Origin of the sequence: Mesorhizobium sp. M0184 (genome assembly GCF_040322215.1) — a bacterium.
GTDB lineage: Bacteria > Pseudomonadota > Alphaproteobacteria > Rhizobiales > Rhizobiaceae > Mesorhizobium.
This window is the reverse complement of record NZ_JAMYSZ010000008.1, coordinates 166,545-182,275: the sequence shown is the minus strand read 5'-3', so window position 1 is coordinate 182,275 and position 15,731 is coordinate 166,545. Positions and strand designations below refer to the sequence as shown.

Below are 15,731 nucleotides of genomic sequence, written 5' to 3'. Positions count from 1 at the left end.
TTCTATCGTTCGCAGTCACCAGCATTGTCTAGCCTAGCGGCGGCCGCGGAAATCGTCCGCCAGCGCCATTGCCTCGTCCAACAGCGCCGAGACGAGCGGCGTGTGCGGTTCGCGCCGCGCCGCCACCAGCCCGACCGTGTGGCTTGCGTCGGGCTCGACGATCGGGATCGCCCGGATCGGCTCGGAAAAACCGAAGGTTTCCGAGAGGTTAAGCGGCATGATCGACGACCATTTGCCGGTGCGGATATGCGAAAACAGCACGATCATCGAGTTGGATTCCAATGTCGGCCGCACCTGCACGCCGGCTTCGGCCAGATGCTGGTCGATGATGCGGCGGTTCTGCATGTCCGGCGTCAGCAGGCAGAGCGGCAGCTGGCTGAGTTCCGCCCATGTCACTTTGTCGCGGTCGGAATAGGGGTTCCCGACGGCGGTGATCAGCTGGTAGCGCTCGTCGTAGAGCGGCACGCTGGTGACGCGTCCGAGCGGCTCGTTGTCGAGATAGGTGACGCCGGCGTCGATGTCGAAATTGCCGAGCAGCGACAGCACCTCGATCGAGGTCCGCGACAGCACCGAGAAGGTGACGCCGGGGTGCTTTGCCCGAAACGGCGTCGTCAGTCGCGCCACCATGGCCAGCGCCGTCGGGATCGCGGCGATGCGGATGCGCCCTGACAGGCCGTGGCGTGCCGCCCGCATCTCCTCGCGCATGGTCCTGCTGTCGCCGACGATGCGGCGCGCCCACACCAACACCTGCTTGCCTTCCGGCGTTAATCCCTGGAAGCGCGAGCCGCGCAGCACCAGCATCACGCCGAGCTGGCCTTCCAGCTGCTTGATGCCGGCCGAAAGCGTCGGTTGGGTGACGCCGCACACCTCCGCCGCCCGGCCGAAATGTTCTTCCCTGGCAAGTGCTATGAAGAATTCCAGCTTATCGATCATGCCGTCGGGAGCCTGTCACGGACGCTGTGTCCGATTGTAGCGCGCAACGTCGTGGAAATCGCCTTCGGCCGCAAGCCGCCTGTCTAAATCGTCCGCATCCACATCTTTCAGCCGGCTTACTGTTTCCCGCGATGGAATGCGGCGCTATGTGAATGAGACGGGGTCGTGGACTGGACACGACGGGAGACCGAACATGCTGGGCTGGTTCCGCAAGCTTTTGCCGCGCGAAGATCGCTTCTTCGACCTGTTCGAGCGGCATTCCCGCACCGTGGTCGGTGGCGCCGAGGCACTGCAGCAGCTTTTGCAGGGCAACGACATCGACCGCTGGTGTCAGACGATCATCGATCTCGAGGACGAAGCCGATCAGATCACCGCGGAAGTGCTGCTGGCCGTGCGCCGCTCCTTCATCACGCCCTTCGACCGCGGCGACATCAAGGACCTGATCCAGTCGATGGATGATGCCATCGACATGATGCACAAGACCGTCAAGACGGTAAAGCTGTTCGAAAAGAAGGAATTCGACCCGCTGATGCAGGAAATGGGGGGCGTCATCGTCGAGGCCGCCAAGTTGGTGGCCGAGGCGATCCCGCTTCTCGGCAAGGTCGGGGCGCATACGGTGCGCCTCAACGCCATCGCCGAGGAAGTCATGCGCGCCGAAGGCCGGGCCGACGACCTGCACGAACAGGGCCTGAAGGACCTGTTCAAGCGGCACGGCCGCAGCGATCCTATGGCCTATCTGATCGGCAGCGAGATCTACGGCCAGCTGGAAAAGGTGGTCGACCGCTTCGAGGACGTCGCCAACGAAATCAGCGGCATCGTCATCGAGAACGTATAGTGGAAGCCGCGATAGCCTTTCCGGTGCTGGTCGGCCTTGTCGTCGTCGCGCTGTTCTTCGATTTCCTCAACGGCCTGCACGATGCCGCCAACTCTATCGCCACCATCGTCTCCACCCGGGTGCTGCGGCCGCATTATGCGGTGTTCTGGGCGGCCTTCTTCAATTTCATCGCCTTCATGTTCTTCGGTCTCCACGTAGCGGAGACGCTCGGAACCGGCATCATCGACGCCAGCATCGTCACGCCGGCAGTGGTCTTCGCAGCACTTGTCGGCGCCATCGTCTGGAATATCGTCACCTGGCTCGTCGGAATTCCGTCCAGCAGCTCGCACGCTCTGATCGGCGGTTTGGTCGGCGCCGGCGTTGCCAAGGCAGGCACCGGTGCCATCGTCTGGACCGGGTTGGGCAAAACGACGGCGGCCATCGTGCTATCGCCGGCGGCAGGTTTTCTGCTGGCGCTCGTCCTGATCCTCGCGGTCTCCTGGCTGTTCGTGCGGCGGACGCCGTTCGCCGTCGACAGCACCTTCCGCGTCATGCAGTTCTTTTCCGCCTCGCTCTATTCGCTCGGCCATGGCGGCAACGACGCGCAGAAGACTATGGGCATCATCGCCGTGCTGCTCTATTCGCAAGGCATGCTCGGCGCGAATTTTTACGTGCCGCTGTGGGTCGTCATCACCTGTCAGTCGGCGCTGGCGCTGGGCACGTTGCTCGGCGGCTGGCGCATCGTCCACACCATGGGCTCGAAGATCACCCGGCTGAACCCGATGCAGGGTTTCTGCGCCGAGACCGGCGGAGCGATCACCCTGTTCGCCGCCACCTGGCTCGGTATTCCTGTATCGACCACGCACACGATCACCGGCGCCATCATCGGCGTCGGCGCCGCCCGCCGCGTCTCCGCCGTTCGCTGGGGCATTGCCGGTAACATCGTGGTGGCATGGATCGTCACCCTGCCGGCAACCGCGGCGATCGCGGCTCTCACCTACCTCGCGGTCGGCCTGGCATGGTGACAGCACCGTAGCACTGCGCGGCAGGCGATGCGCCGTATCTACCTATCCACAAGGTTCAGGATGTTGCCGTCCGGATCCTTGAACCATGCGACCTTCATGCCCTGACCGACATGAACATCGCCCTCCAGCGTCAGGCCTGGCATGTCGTAATGCTCGAAGGTCACGCCCTTCGATTTCAATGCCTCAACGATCTTGCCGAGTTCGTCGCCGACCGTCCATGTCACAGCCGTCGCCTTGTTGGTCCCAGCGAAGTTCGAACGGTAGACGTTGATGCTGGTGTCGCCGCTTTTATAGACGATCAGTTCGCCACCTTCATTGTGCACCTCTTTCAGGCCAAGGACCCCTTCGTAGAATGCCCTGGCCTTGGCCAGGTCCTTCACGGCGAGATTGGCCGTCGCGTTGCTGTTTGCGAGCATGATTCGTCTCCTTCCCTGGCTGTCATTCCATGCTCATGAAATAGGCTGCGTTGCCGATTTGGCGACGGCTGCTCCCACTGGAAATGCCGTCATATGCTCGCTGCCTCCCCGATACGCCGCTGCAATTGGTGGTCCATCGCTTGGTTCTGTTCCGGAACTGCATTATCTGGAGCGGAAAAGTAGAGGAAAAACTCATGCCCGCCGCCAATGAAAACGTGACCAAGGAAATCGTTATCGAGCGCCTGAAGACGGTCAATGGGCCGGATTTCACCGGCAATATCGTCGACCTCGGCCTGGTTTCCGAGATTTTCATTGCCGATGCCAAGGTGTTCTTTTCGATCACCGTTCCCGCTGCCCGTGCCCAGGAGATGGAACCGCTGCGTGCGGCGGCCGAACGTGTCGTCAAGGCGATCCCCGGTGTTGCCGGCGCCGTGGTCGCGTTGACGGCGGAAAAGAAGGGCGGCGGCATGGAGGCGCCGGTTCCGCAAAGACCGGCTCAGAGGCCCGCTCCGCCGGCCGCACCTGCGCGTCCTGCGCCGCAGGCGCCCGCCTCGCACAGCCATGGCAAGCGCGGCGTACCCGGCATCGAAGCGATCATCGCCGTCGCTTCCGGCAAGGGCGGCGTCGGCAAGTCGACCACCGCCGTCAATATCGCCCTTGGGCTTGCCGCCAACGGGCTGCGGGTCGGGGTGCTCGATGCCGACATTTATGGCCCTTCCATGCCGCGTCTGCTCAACATTCGTGGCAGGCCGCAGACCGTCGACGGCAAGATCCTGAAGCCGATGCAGAATTATGGCCTCAAGGTCATGTCGATGGGCTTCCTCGTCGATGAGGAGACGCCGATGATCTGGCGCGGGCCGATGGTGATGTCGGCATTGACGCAGATGCTGCGCGAGGTCGAATGGGGACCGCTTGATGTGCTCGTCGTCGACATGCCGCCCGGCACCGGCGACGCCCAGCTGACCATGGCCCAACAGGTGCCGCTGGCCGGCGCCGTCATCGTCTCGACGCCACAGGACTTGGCCCTGATCGATGCGCGCAAAGGCCTCAACATGTTCAGAAAGGTCGACGTGCCGCTATTGGGTATCGTCGAAAACATGAGCTATTTTCTCGCCCCCGATACGGGAAAACGCTACGACATCTTCGGCCATGGCGGCGCGCGCCGCGAGGCCGAGCGTCTCGGCGTCACCTTCCTTGGCGAAGTGCCGCTCGAGATGGGCATCCGCGAAAGCTCCGATGCCGGCACGCCGGTGGTGGTCTCCAAGCCGGATGGCGCTGAGGCGAAAATCTATCGCGACATCGCCGCCAGGGTCTGGGACCGCGTCAATGAAGAGCGCGGCGCGGCCGAGGCTGCAGTGCCGAGCATCGTGTTCGAGTGATGCGGATGTCCCTCCCCCAAGTGGGCCCCTTGAGGGGGAGGGTGGCCGGAAGGGTCAGGTAGGGTCCGCGGCGACGCGCTCCAACTCTCCGGGATAGCGGGCTGACAAACCACGATCCCGTCTAGCGCGGAGGCAGATGTATGTCTTTCGTACCAAAGAGCGGATTCGGATGGCGCGTGCCCCTTGCCTGCTCCCGCGCGTTGTCATATCGATTTGTCATACAAATACGGAGACCACGATGGCAGGCGCCCCCACCCACAAGAAAAAATTTCGCTCGCAGGAGTGGTTCGACAATCCCGACAATCCGGGCATGACGGCACTCTATCTGGAGCGCTACCTGAATTACGGGCTGACGCGGGCCGAACTGATGTCCGGCAAGCCGCTGATCGGCATCGCCCAGACCGGCTCGGACCTGTCGCCCTGCAACCGCCATCACATCGAACTGGCCAAGCGCGTGCGCGAAGGCATCGTCTCGATGGGCGGCATCCCTTTCGAGTTCCCTTGCCACCCGATCCAGGAGACCGGCAAGCGGCCGACTGCTGCGCTTGACCGCAACCTTGCCTATCTCAGCCTGGTAGAGGTGCTCTACGGCTATCCGCTCGACGGCGTGGTGCTCACCATCGGCTGCGACAAGACGACGCCGGCCATGCTGATGGCCGCGGCCACCGTCAACATTCCGGCTATCGCGCTTTCGGTCGGCCCGATGCTCAACGGCTGGCACAAGGGCAAGCGCACCGGCTCCGGCACTATCGTCTGGGAATCGCGCCAGCGCCTGTCGGCCGGCGAGATTGGCTATGACGAGTTCATGGATATCGTTGCCTCCTCGGCGCCGTCGACCGGCTATTGCAACACGATGGGTACCGCCACCACGATGAATTCGCTGGCCGAGGCGCTCGGCATGCAATTGCCGGGCTCGGCCGCTATCCCCGCCCCCTATCGCGAGCGCGGCCAGATCGCCTACGAGACCGGAAAGCGCATCGTCGACATGGTGCATGAGGATCTGAAGCCCTCCGACATCATGACCCGTAAGGCCTTCGAGAACGCCATCGTCGTCAACTCGGCGATCGGCGGCTCGACCAATGCGCCGATCCACCTCAACGCCATCGCCCGCCATCTCGGCGTTTCGCTCGACAATGACGATTGGCAGAAGGTCGGCCTCAACATACCGCTCATCGTCAATCTGCAGCCGACGGGCGAATATCTCGGCGAGGACTATCACCATGCCGGCGGCGTGCCGGCCGTGGTCGCCGAACTGATGAAGGGCGGCCTGCTGCCCTATCCGGAAGCCATGACAGCTAACGGCAAGACCATCGGCGACAATTGCAGCGGCGCCGTCAACGAGAACCTCGACGTCATCCGCACGGTTGCCGAGCCGCTGAAAGCCAATGCCGGCTTCATCAATCTCAAGGGCAATCTGTTCGATTCGGCGATCATGAAGACCAGCGGCATCTCGCCCGAATTCCGCGAGCGCTATCTGTCGAACCCGAAGGACCCCGAAGCCTTCGAGGGCAACGCCATGGTGTTCGACGGGCCCGAGGACTACCACGCCCGCATCGACGATCCGGCACAGGGCATCGACGAGCACACCATCCTGTTCATGCGCGGCGCCGGCCCGATCGGCTATCCCGGCGGCGCCGAAGTCGTCAACATGCAGCCGCCGGCCTATCTGATCAAAAAGGGCATCCACGCGCTGGCCTGTATCGGCGACGGTCGCCAGTCGGGCACGTCGGGCTCGCCGTCGATCCTCAACGCCTCACCGGAAGCCGCCATCGGCGGCGGCCTGGCGCTGCTGAAGACCGGCGACCGCGTCCGCATCGACCTGCGCAAGGGCACCGCCGACATCCTCGTCAGCGACGACGAGATCACGCGCCGCCGCGCCGAGCTGCAAAACAATGGCGGCTATCAGTATCCGAAGCACCAGACGCCCTGGCAGGAAATCCAGCGCGGCATGGTCGACCAGTTTTCCGAAGGCATGGTGCTGAAGCCGGCGGTGAAATACCAGGATGTGGCTCATACAAGCGGCGTGCCGAGGGACAATCACTGACCAGGGTCCGTCGCACGAGCCAGCCGCCGGTGCAGGCAATTTGCCGAGGTCAGCGCCAGGAGGGTTAGGGGTGGGGGTACATCGTAGAGCGAAAGCCTCGGCTTTCCACCTGCGATAGCCTGCCGTTAATGGGCAGAAATGCCCGGCACAGGGTTGGACGCGGTCATTTGTCAACAGCGATTGCTCCCGCGAGAACGGCAATGCTTGACAAGCGGGCGCGACAAATCCACGATCATCGCAAGGGGTTAATCGCGACGACCCCGTGAGGCGTCAGCCCAACGTTCGCGTCCAAGCTTCTCTTTCAAGGAGGTGGACGCCATGCCGTCGACAACAACCATCACCGTACCGCAACTATCCCGTCTGATTGGTCTGCCGGGTGCACCCGCGATCATCGATGTCCGCATCGACGATGACTACAATTCCGATCCGCGCCTGCTGCCAGGTTCAATCCGGCGTGACTTCAAGACCATCTCCACCTGGGCTGCCGATTTCACCGGCAGGCAAGTGGCGGTCGTCTGCCAACAGGGAAAAAAGCTTTCGCAAGGGGTGGCCGCATGGCTGCGCCACGAGGGCATTGCCGCCGAATCGCTCGATGGCGGGTTTGAAGCGTGGCGCGATGCCAAGGGCCTTCTCGTTCACGCCGACAAGATACCGCCCGCCGATGCCAAGGGCCGCACCGTTTGGGTGACGCGTACGCGCCCGAAGGTCGACCGCATCGCCTGCCCCTGGCTGATCCGGCGCTTCATCGATCCTCACGCGGTCTTTCTCTTCGTCGAGCCGGCCGAAGTGGCGGCCGTCGCCGATCGCTTTCAGGCCATCCCTTTCGACATCGAGAACGTGTTCTGGAGCCACCGCGGCGAACGCTGCACCTTCGACACCATGATCGAGGAGTTCGGGCTCAAATCCGAAGCGCTCGATCGCCTGGCCACGATCATACGCGCTGCCGATACTGCGAGCCTCGATCTTGTTCCACAGGCGGCCGGGTTCCTGGCCGCCTCGCTTGGCCTGTCACGGATGTTTCGCGACGATCTGGAGCAGCTCGAGGCCGGGATGCTGCTCTACGATGCGTTCTTCCGCTGGTGCCGCGATGCCACCGAGGAGACGCATAACTGGCCGGCGGCCGGCGCAGTCAGTCTCGGCGCGGGCAAACCATCGTGAGCGCCGTCCTTTCGAAAAAGCCGGCGGGGATCCGAGAGCCGGTTGTGCCGAGCTTCCGGCAGGCCGTGAAGGTCTGGGCGAAAATCGGCGTGCTCAGCTTTGGCGGCCCGGCCGGGCAGATCGCGCTCATGCACAAGGAACTGGTCGAGGAACGGCGCTGGATCGGCGAACAGCGCTTTCTGCATGCGTTGAACTACTGCATGTTGCTGCCTGGCCCCGAGGCCCAGCAGCTCGCCATCTATATCGGCTGGTTGCTGCACAAAACGGCCGGCGGCCTTGTTGCCGGCATTCTCTTCGTCGTGCCGGGCGCGCTTGTCATGCTCGTCCTGAGCAGCCTCTATGCGCTCTATGGCGATGTACCACTCGTCGCGGCGCTGTTTTTCGGGGTCAAGGCGACCGTGCTCGCCATTGTCATCGAGGCGGTGATCCGGATCGGCAGACGCGCGCTGAAAAACCCGGTCATGGTGTCGATCGCACTCGCCGCCTTCATCGCCATCTACGCGTTGAACGTGCCGTTTCCGCTGATCGTGCTGCTTGCCGGGCTGGCAGGCTGGATCGGCAACCGTAGTGCGCCGGCAGTTTTTTCCGGCGCCTCGCATGGCAAGGGCGATGTTCCCGACATAAAGGGCGTGGTCGATCTGATGTTCGAGCGCGGTGAACTGACCCACGTCAGGCCGACACGATGGCACGCGCCGCGCACTTTGGCGATCTGGCTGCCGATCTGGCTGGGGCCTGTTCTGCTGGTCTGGGCTTTCACCGGCCCTGCCAGCGTTTGGACTCAAATCGGTGGCTTCTTCAGTGTCATGGCGGTCGTCACCTTCGGCGGCGCCTACGCAGCCCTTGCCTATGTCGCGCAGGCAGCGGTCGAGTACTTCGGCTGGCTGGCACCCGGTGAAATGGTCGACGGCCTCGGACTTGCCGAAACCACGCCGGGTCCGCTCATCCTGGTCTTGCAGTTCGTCGGCTTCGTTGCCGCGTTCCGCCAGCCGGGCTTGCTGGCGCCGCTGCTTGCCGGACTGTTTGGCGGGCTGTTCACGCTGTGGGCGACGTTTACCCCATGTTTCCTATGGATATTCCTTGGGGCGCCTTACATCGAAGCGCTGCGCGGCAACAAGGCGCTGTCGGCGGCGCTCGGTGCGATCACCGCCGCCGTCGTCGGCGTCATCATGAATCTCGCTCTATGGTTCGGCTTGCACGTCATCTTCGGCGAAGTGCGCAATGTCGGGCTTGGAATGGACGTGCCGGTGCTTTCATCGATAGACTGGCGCGCGGCGCTGCTTTCCTGTGCCTCGATGATCGCCATTCTGAAGCTGAAGATCGGTATGCTGCCGACGCTTGCCGGATCGGCGCTGGCCGGTGTCTTGTTGCTGGCGGCGAGCGGGTAACGCTCAGCCGCCCATTCTGCCGCGCGGCAGCTTGATCATATCGCCGAAGCGGGCGCGCAATTTGTCGTCGACCGGCTTTGGCACATGGCGCGGGAAGCGTTCGGCAAGCACGCGTTTCTTCTCGATGATCGCCCGCTGCAGGATATCGGGCCTGCCTTTCTCATTCCATTCCTTCGGCGAAAAGCGGTCGCCGACGGCCGGATAGAAATATTCGGTCTGCATCAGCCGCAGCGTCTGCTCGTTGCCGAGATAATGGCCCGGGCCCTTCAGGCAGACATCGGCAATCGTGTCGATCGACAGCGACTCGTCCGTCACTTCGATGCCGCGCACGCAGCGCAGGCAGTGGCCGAGCATGTCGTTGTCGATGATCAGGCTCTCAAGGCAAAAGCCGAGCAGCGAGGCGTGCATGCCGGCCGATTCGTAAACCAGGTTGAGGCCGGCAAGACCGGCCATCACGTCGGTTATGCCCTTTTCGTAGCCGGACTGAATATCAGGCAGTTTCGAATCCGTCATGCCGGCGGCCGAACCGCCTGGCAGGTCGTAAAATTGCGCCATCTGCGCGCAGGCCGCGGTCAGCACCGCCTGCTCGGCCGAACCGCCCGACATGGCGCCGGTCCGGAGATCCGAGACAAACGGCCAGGTACCGAAAATCGCCGGATGGCCTGGCTTGATGGCGTTGACGTAGATGAGGCCGACGAGCACTTCGGCGACCGCCTGCACCACGGCGCCGGCAATCGCCGCCGGTGCCGTCGCACCCGCCTGTCCTGCCGACAGCAGCAGGATCGGAATGCCGCCCTCGACGCAGGCTTCGAGAACGCCACAGGCGTCCTCGGCAAACTTCATCGGCGGCACGACGAAGCAGTTCGAATTGGAGACGAAAGGCCGCGCGCGAAAATTCTCTTCGCCGCCCGCGATCGCATAGAGCATGTCGAGCGCCGGCTTGACGTTCTCACGCACGGTAAACGAGGTGCCGACATGCTTCGACGTGCCCATGACGCAGGCGTAGAGCGTGTTGAAATCCATATCGAGCGGGTCGGGAATGTCGCGCGGCACCATCGGCCGCTGGAAGAAATGGATGTTGTCGAGCCCTTCGACCAGGCGCGCGGCATCGTAAATGTCCTGCAGCAGCGACTCGCGATACTCACGCTTTTCGACATCGACAAGATGCACCGCAGCACCGGCCGTGCCGTAGTGCACACGCTTGCCCTGGATCACCATGTCGTGCTTCGGATCCTGGCCGTGGAGGGTGAAATGCCGCGCCGCGTTCTTGATGGTGTCGAGCACAAGGCCGCGAGGAAAGCGCAGGCGGCCGTCCTCACTGAAGGTCGTGCCGGCTTTGGTTAGCGCCTCGATGCAGGAGGGGATGGCGTTGGCGAAGCCGACCGTCTCCAGAAGGGTAAGCACGGCCTCGTGGATACGTTCGCAATCGCTGCCGCTGAGCGGGCTGTAGCTTCCGCCTTCGAGGCCGGCACGCACCGGCTTGACGTCGTCGGCAAGGGGTGCCGCCCGCATGGCGCGGCGCGCCTCGCGCCCGCCGGACCGCCGCGAACGCTGGTCTGCGGACACGTCCTGCTTCTCATGGGCCATTGGCATGAAGGCACTCCAACTTTAGCTGCGGAGCGGGCGCGGCGGTTGGTCCACCATCGGCCTGCTTCGTCCCCTCTATACAGCGAGTATGCCGCCGGCATTGGCACAGCCTATGTGCCAGCCGGTCCCGTCGCATATGCCAAGGAGCTAAAGAACCGGAGCCGCACTACATGCGCCAGGCTCCGGTCGGGGAAGGGAGATCAGGCCGCTGCCGGCCTGCGTCCAGCTGCCGTCGCCAGTTCGCGGATGCCGGGTTCGATGTGCTGCAACGCGATCGAGGAAATGCCCAAGCGCATGAAACGCGATGGCTTTTCGGTGCGGTCGAAGAAGCGGTCGCCAGGCTCGATGATGACGCTGCGCGAGGCCGCGGCCTCCGCCAGCCCGCGCGAATCGGTGCCGCGCGGCCCCTCGAGCCAGAGCGACGTGCCGCCGGCCGAATCGGTCGAGCGCCACTCCGGCAGGAAGGCGGAAATCGCATGGACCAGACGCTTGCGTCTCTCATCGAAGGCGCTCGACAGCCGCCGCACCAGCGCCTCGTGATGGCCGAGCGACAGGAACAATGCGACGGCGCGCTGGTTGTTCGCCGGCGGATGGCGCAGCATGAAGCGGCGTAGCGCCCGAAGCTCGGAGATCAGCCCGGCCGAGGCGACGATGTAGCCGAGCCTGAGGCCGGGAGCCAGCGTCTTCGACATCGAGCCGACATAGACGACGCGGCCGGAGCGATCGAGGCTCTTCAGCGCCTGCTGCGGCGCCTCGTCCAGGAGCTGGCTGTCATATCCGTCCTCGATGATGATCTGGTTGTGCCGGTTGGCGCGCGCCAAAAGCTCCTGCCGCCGCTCTGCCGACAGCGGCACCATGGTCGGGCAATGGTGGCTGGGCGTGACGAAGACGAAGCCGGAATCATTGGGAATGGCCGAGGTTACGATGCCGGAGTGGTCGACCGGAACCGGCTGGATCTCGGCGCCGGCCAGCCGGAAGATCGAACGTGCATCGGGATAGCCCGGGTCCTCCATCGCCACCTTGGAGCCCTTGGTCATCAACAGCGTCGCCAGCATGTAAAGCGCGTTCTGCGCGCCCAACGTCACGATGATCTCGTCCGGATTGGCGAAGATGCCGCGTCGCGGCAGCAGCCGTGCCTGGATCTGCTCGATCAGGAGCGGATCGTCGCGGTCGACCATGTCGGATGCCCAGTTGCGGATTTCGAGCACCGCCAACGCCATGCGGTTGCACTCGCGCCATTCGGCGGTCGGGAACAGCGCCGGGTCGAATTGGCCATAGACGAAGGGGTATGACGACTTGATCCAGTTGTCGTGCTTGGCCGGCGGCGGCATGTCGCTCGCCGCGATCTGCCGACGCGCCTTCCAGTCGATCTCGTTGGCCTGGTCGGGCGCCTTCTGATGCGGCTTGGCCGGCGTCGCCAGCACTTCGGGATTGACGAAATGGCCGCGGCGCTCGCGCGCCACCAGGAAGCCCTGGTCGACCAGCTGCTGGAAGGCCAGCACCACGGTGCCGCGCGCCACGCCGAGTTTTTCGGCAAGAATCCGGCAGGACGGAAGCGGCATGGAAGCCGCGATCTGCCGGTCGAGGATGGCGGCGACGATCGCCTGGCGGATCTGCGCCTGCAGGGTCTGACCGGATTCCGCCGAAATCCGGAACAGGCCGGACCATATGGCCGTGTCGTTTCGCTGTGGCATGGGAGATGTTCCTCGATGGCCAGCTTTTCTCACTTGGCTGGACCAGTCGAATGTACCGGTGGCACAAGGTGTTGCGCCAATCAATTTTTCTGATCGCTGGGATTTATGCCAGTGATCCTTTGAGCCGGCCCACGCTGCGCTGCGGCATCGCTGCGCATTGAAACAGATGGAATTCGACCCGATAGTTTGCCGCGACGACACGCGCCGGAAACATCCGGCCTGATAAGATGCACCTCAAGAACTGGAGCGAAGCAGTGGATCAATCGTCCTTTCAAAAGCAGCTCGACGCGTTGCGCGATCACCGTGCGGCCAAATCGGGCTCGATGCGCGAGGCTTTCGCTGCCGATCCGCAGCGCTTCGAGAAATTCTCCGCCAGTGACGGCGACCTGCTGCTCGACTGGTCGAAATGCGCGGTTGATGCGCGGACGATGGAGTTGCTGGAGAAGCTGGCTGAGGCCGCCGACCTCGAAGGCCGGCGCGACGCGATGTTTGCCGGCAAGAAGATCAACGTCACTGAAGGCCGTGCCGTGCTGCACACGGCGCTGCGCAACCTGACCGGCAAGGGCATCGTGCTCGACGGCCAGGACGTGAAGGCGGAAGTCCTTGCCGTACTCGACGCGATGGGTGCCTTCGCCGACGCGGTGCGTTCCGGCAAGGCGGCCGGCGCGACCGGCAAGAAAATCACCGACATCGTCAACATCGGCATCGGCGGCTCCGATCTCGGCCCGGCCATGGCGACGCTGGCGCTGGCGCCCTATCATGATGGGCCGCGCGCGCATTACGTATCCAATATCGACGGTGCCCATATCCACGACACGCTGAAGGGTCTTTCCGCCGAAACCACCCTGTTCATCATCGCCTCCAAGACCTTCACCACGGTCGAGACGATGACCAATGCCGAAACCGCGCGCAGATGGGTCGAGAAGGCGCTCGGCAAGGAAGCGGTCGGCAAGCATTTCGCCGCCGTCTCGACGGCACTCGACCTGGTCGCCAAATTCGGCATCGCGCCCGATCGCGTCTTCGGCTTCTGGGACTGGGTCGGCGGCCGCTATTCCGTCTGGGGTGCGATCGGTCTGCCGGTGATGATCGCCGTCGGCCCGAAGGATTTTCGCGCCTTTCTCGACGGCGCCCATGAGATGGACGAGCATTTCCGCACCGCGCCGCTGGCGAAGAACCTGCCGGCGCTGATGGGGCTGATTGGCTGGTGGCACCGCGTGATCTGCAAATACCCCGCTCGCGCCGTCATCCCCTACGATCAGCGTCTGTCCAGGCTGCCGGCCTATCTGCAGCAGCTCGACATGGAATCGAACGGCAAGAGCGTCACCCTGGACGGCGGCGCTGTAACGACGCCGACCGGCCCGCTGGTCTGGGGCGAGCCCGGCACCAATGGCCAGCATGCCTTCTTCCAACTTCTGCATCAGGGTACCGATTTCATTCCGGTCGAATTCCTTGCCGCTGCCGTCGGCCACGAGCCGGAACTGAAGCATCACCACGACCTTCTGCTTGCCAATTGCCTGGCGCAGTCGGAAGCCTTCATGAAGGGCCGCACGCTTGAAGAAGCCCGCGCGCAGATGCTGGCGAAAGGCATGGCGCCCGCCGACGTCGACAGGATTGCCCCGCACCGCGTCTTCTCCGGCGACCGCCCCTCGGTGACGATCCTCTACAGGAAGCTCGACCCCCACACATTCGGACGGCTGATTGCGCTTTACGAACACCGCGTTTTCGTCGAAGGCACGCTGTTCAACATCAACTCCTTCGACCAATGGGGCGTCGAACTAGGCAAGGAACTGGCGACCGGGCTGCTGCCCGTCGTTGAAGGCAAGGAGAACGCCGCAAATCGGGATGCCTCGACTGCCGGACTGGTGGAATACATTCACCGCTTGCGCGGCCTGGAGTGAAAAGCTTGGCGGACATCAAGGGAATATTGTTCGACAAGGACGGCACGCTCGTAGATTTCAACGCGACATGGCTGGGCATCGCCGACTTCATGGCGATGGATGCGGCCGAAGGCGATCGCTGGAGGGCAGACAGGCTGCTTGCGGCGGCGGGCTTCGACTTCGCCAACAAGCGCTTCAAGCCGGATTCAATTTTTGCCTCCGGCACCAACATGGACGTCGTCGAGCTGTGGTTTCCGCGGCTGTCCGACGAGGACCAGATGCTTGCCGTCGCCCGTTTCAACGCCATCACTTCGGCGCAAGGATCGGCGATGGCCGTGGCGCTGCCGGGTGTGGTCGAGACGCTTGGCCTGCTTCACAGAAAATCCTACCGGCTTGGCGTCGCCACCAACGACTCGACCAGCGGCGCGGAAAAGACCTTGGTCACGCTGGGCGTCGCGCAGCTTTTCGAAGCCGCCTATGGTTACGACGCGGTCGCCAATCCAAAACCGGCGCCGGATACGATCCTTGCCTTCTCGGACCTGACAGGGCTCAGGCCGGCGGCGATCGCAATGGTCGGCGACAATCGCCACGATCTGGAAATGGCGCGCGCCGGCGGCTGTGGCCTGGCGATTGGCGTGCTGTCCGGCACCGGCACACGTGAATCGCTGTCGCAGATCGCCGACGTCATCCTCGATTCAGTTGCCGATCTGCCCGATTTTCTAGCGGCGCGGGTCAGCGAGACAGTCTAGACTCGCAGCTAGCTGGTCCGAACGAGAACACGCCGCTCGGTTTCATCGCCGCATTCCTGCCTTCGCCGACATCCGGCACCTCGTATTCGGCCAGCAGGCGAAGCCGCGAGCGGGGCAGATAGGCGCGGCCCGGATCGCCGATCAGCACGGCGATGCCGGCTGCAAGGCAGCGGTCGAGGAAAGAAAGGGCCCGGCCGGCAAGATCATGGGTGTAAAACAGGTCGCCGACCACCACGACATCCACCGGTGGCGGCGGACCGCTGGTGATGTCTTCGCCAATGATCATGATAGCGACGCCGTTCGCAGTCGCGTTGAGGCCGAGCGCAACCACACCATTGTGATCGATCTCGGCCGCGACGACCTCGCTGGCTCCGGCTTTTGCCGCCGCGATACCGACGAGACCCGAACCGGCGCCGAGGTCGAGCACGCGACGCCCGGCCACGGTCTCCGGCCGGTCGATTATGTAGCGGGCAAGCACCGCGCCGCCGGCCCAGACATAGGCCCAGTACGGTGGCTCCGGTTCAGGTCCGTCTTCTTCGGTCGCATGTTGGTTCCATTCGAGAAGCCGCCTGAGCCCGCTTCCCGGATGGGCGGTGTAAAGCCGGATTTCGGGAAGCGCGGGCACGGGGGCGATCCGCATGTTCGCCCGGATGAACTCTGCCGGGTCCGG

General features: G+C 63.7%; 13 protein-coding genes. 8 read left to right on the top strand and 5 right to left on the bottom strand.

Going from position 1 to position 15,731, the window contains the following annotated elements; genetic code table 11:
* Positions 1-33 precede the first annotated feature (33 nt).
* A complete protein-coding gene (locus tag NKJ23_RS12850) occupies positions 34-933 on the bottom strand; it encodes a LysR family transcriptional regulator (protein ID WP_352448524.1) in 900 nt (299 codons plus the stop codon).
* Between the two features lie 193 nt (positions 934-1,126).
* Here NKJ23_RS12850 and NKJ23_RS12845 point away from each other — a divergent pair, with 193 nt between their 5' ends.
* Together NKJ23_RS12845 and NKJ23_RS12840 are read left to right on the top strand one after the other, a co-directional pair.
* On the top strand, positions 1,127-1,768 hold the full coding sequence (locus NKJ23_RS12845; RefSeq protein ID WP_023676807.1) for a DUF47 domain-containing protein: 642 nt from the start codon (positions 1,127-1,129) through the stop codon (positions 1,766-1,768).
* Complete coding sequence (locus NKJ23_RS12840; protein ID WP_352448525.1) at positions 1,768-2,772, top strand: inorganic phosphate transporter; 1,005 nt, start codon at positions 1,768-1,770, stop codon at positions 2,770-2,772. The genes NKJ23_RS12845 and NKJ23_RS12840 overlap by 1 nt, the downstream gene beginning before the upstream one ends.
* 38 nt (positions 2,773-2,810) lie before the next feature.
* Here the strand turns inward: NKJ23_RS12840 and NKJ23_RS12835 are convergent, their stop codons facing one another.
* On the bottom strand, positions 2,811-3,188 hold the full coding sequence (locus NKJ23_RS12835; protein WP_352448526.1) for a VOC family protein: 378 nt from the start codon (positions 3,186-3,188) through the stop codon (positions 2,811-2,813).
* Between the two features lie 194 nt (positions 3,189-3,382).
* Here NKJ23_RS12835 and NKJ23_RS12830 point away from each other — a divergent pair, with 194 nt between their 5' ends.
* The 4 genes from NKJ23_RS12830 to chrA all read left to right on the top strand — a co-directional run bounded on the left by NKJ23_RS12830 (position 3,383) and on the right by chrA (position 9,154).
* Positions 3,383-4,567, top strand: a complete 1,185-nt coding sequence (locus NKJ23_RS12830) for an Mrp/NBP35 family ATP-binding protein (RefSeq protein ID WP_352680549.1) — start codon at positions 3,383-3,385, stop codon at positions 4,565-4,567.
* A 238-nt stretch (positions 4,568-4,805) separates the two neighbouring features.
* Positions 4,806-6,611, top strand: a complete 1,806-nt coding sequence (locus tag NKJ23_RS12825) for an IlvD/Edd family dehydratase (RefSeq protein ID WP_352614507.1) — start codon at positions 4,806-4,808, stop codon at positions 6,609-6,611.
* A 318-nt stretch (positions 6,612-6,929) separates the two neighbouring features.
* Positions 6,930-7,769 carry a chromate resistance protein ChrB domain-containing protein gene (locus tag NKJ23_RS12820; protein ID WP_352680548.1) on the top strand — a complete coding sequence of 280 codons (840 nt, stop codon included), beginning with the start codon at positions 6,930-6,932 and terminating at the stop codon, positions 7,767-7,769.
* Positions 7,766-9,154, top strand: a complete 1,389-nt coding sequence (gene chrA / locus NKJ23_RS12815) for a chromate efflux transporter (RefSeq protein WP_352680547.1) — start codon at positions 7,766-7,768, stop codon at positions 9,152-9,154. Before NKJ23_RS12820 ends, chrA begins: the two co-directional genes overlap by 4 nt.
* Before the next feature lie 3 nt (positions 9,155-9,157).
* Here chrA and NKJ23_RS12810 read toward each other — a convergent pair whose 3' ends face one another.
* Both NKJ23_RS12810 and pdxR read right to left on the bottom strand, forming a co-directional pair.
* The gene (locus tag NKJ23_RS12810) at positions 9,158-10,747 is read right to left on the bottom strand and encodes a trimethylamine methyltransferase family protein (RefSeq protein ID WP_352680546.1); all 1,590 of its coding nucleotides are present in this window, start codon (positions 10,745-10,747) and stop codon (positions 9,158-9,160) included.
* 194 nt (positions 10,748-10,941) lie between these two features.
* The gene (gene pdxR, locus NKJ23_RS12805; protein WP_023676815.1) at positions 10,942-12,435 is read right to left on the bottom strand and encodes a MocR-like pyridoxine biosynthesis transcription factor PdxR; all 1,494 of its coding nucleotides are present in this window, start codon (positions 12,433-12,435) and stop codon (positions 10,942-10,944) included.
* A gap of 254 nt (positions 12,436-12,689) precedes the next feature.
* On the opposite strand from pdxR, the gene pgi reads away from it, so the two are divergent.
* On the top strand, positions 12,690-14,333 hold the full coding sequence (gene pgi / locus NKJ23_RS12800; RefSeq protein ID WP_352680545.1) for a glucose-6-phosphate isomerase: 1,644 nt from the start codon (positions 12,690-12,692) through the stop codon (positions 14,331-14,333).
* Between the two features lie 5 nt (positions 14,334-14,338).
* Complete coding sequence (locus NKJ23_RS12795) at positions 14,339-15,061, top strand: HAD family hydrolase (protein ID WP_023676818.1); 723 nt, start codon at positions 14,339-14,341, stop codon at positions 15,059-15,061.
* Here NKJ23_RS12795 and NKJ23_RS12790 read toward each other — a convergent pair.
* Positions 15,045-15,701, bottom strand: a complete 657-nt coding sequence (locus tag NKJ23_RS12790) for a class I SAM-dependent methyltransferase (RefSeq protein ID WP_352680544.1) — start codon at positions 15,699-15,701, stop codon at positions 15,045-15,047. The two genes, NKJ23_RS12795 and NKJ23_RS12790, sit on opposite strands and share 17 nt — an antisense overlap.
* Positions 15,702-15,731 lie beyond the last annotated feature (30 nt).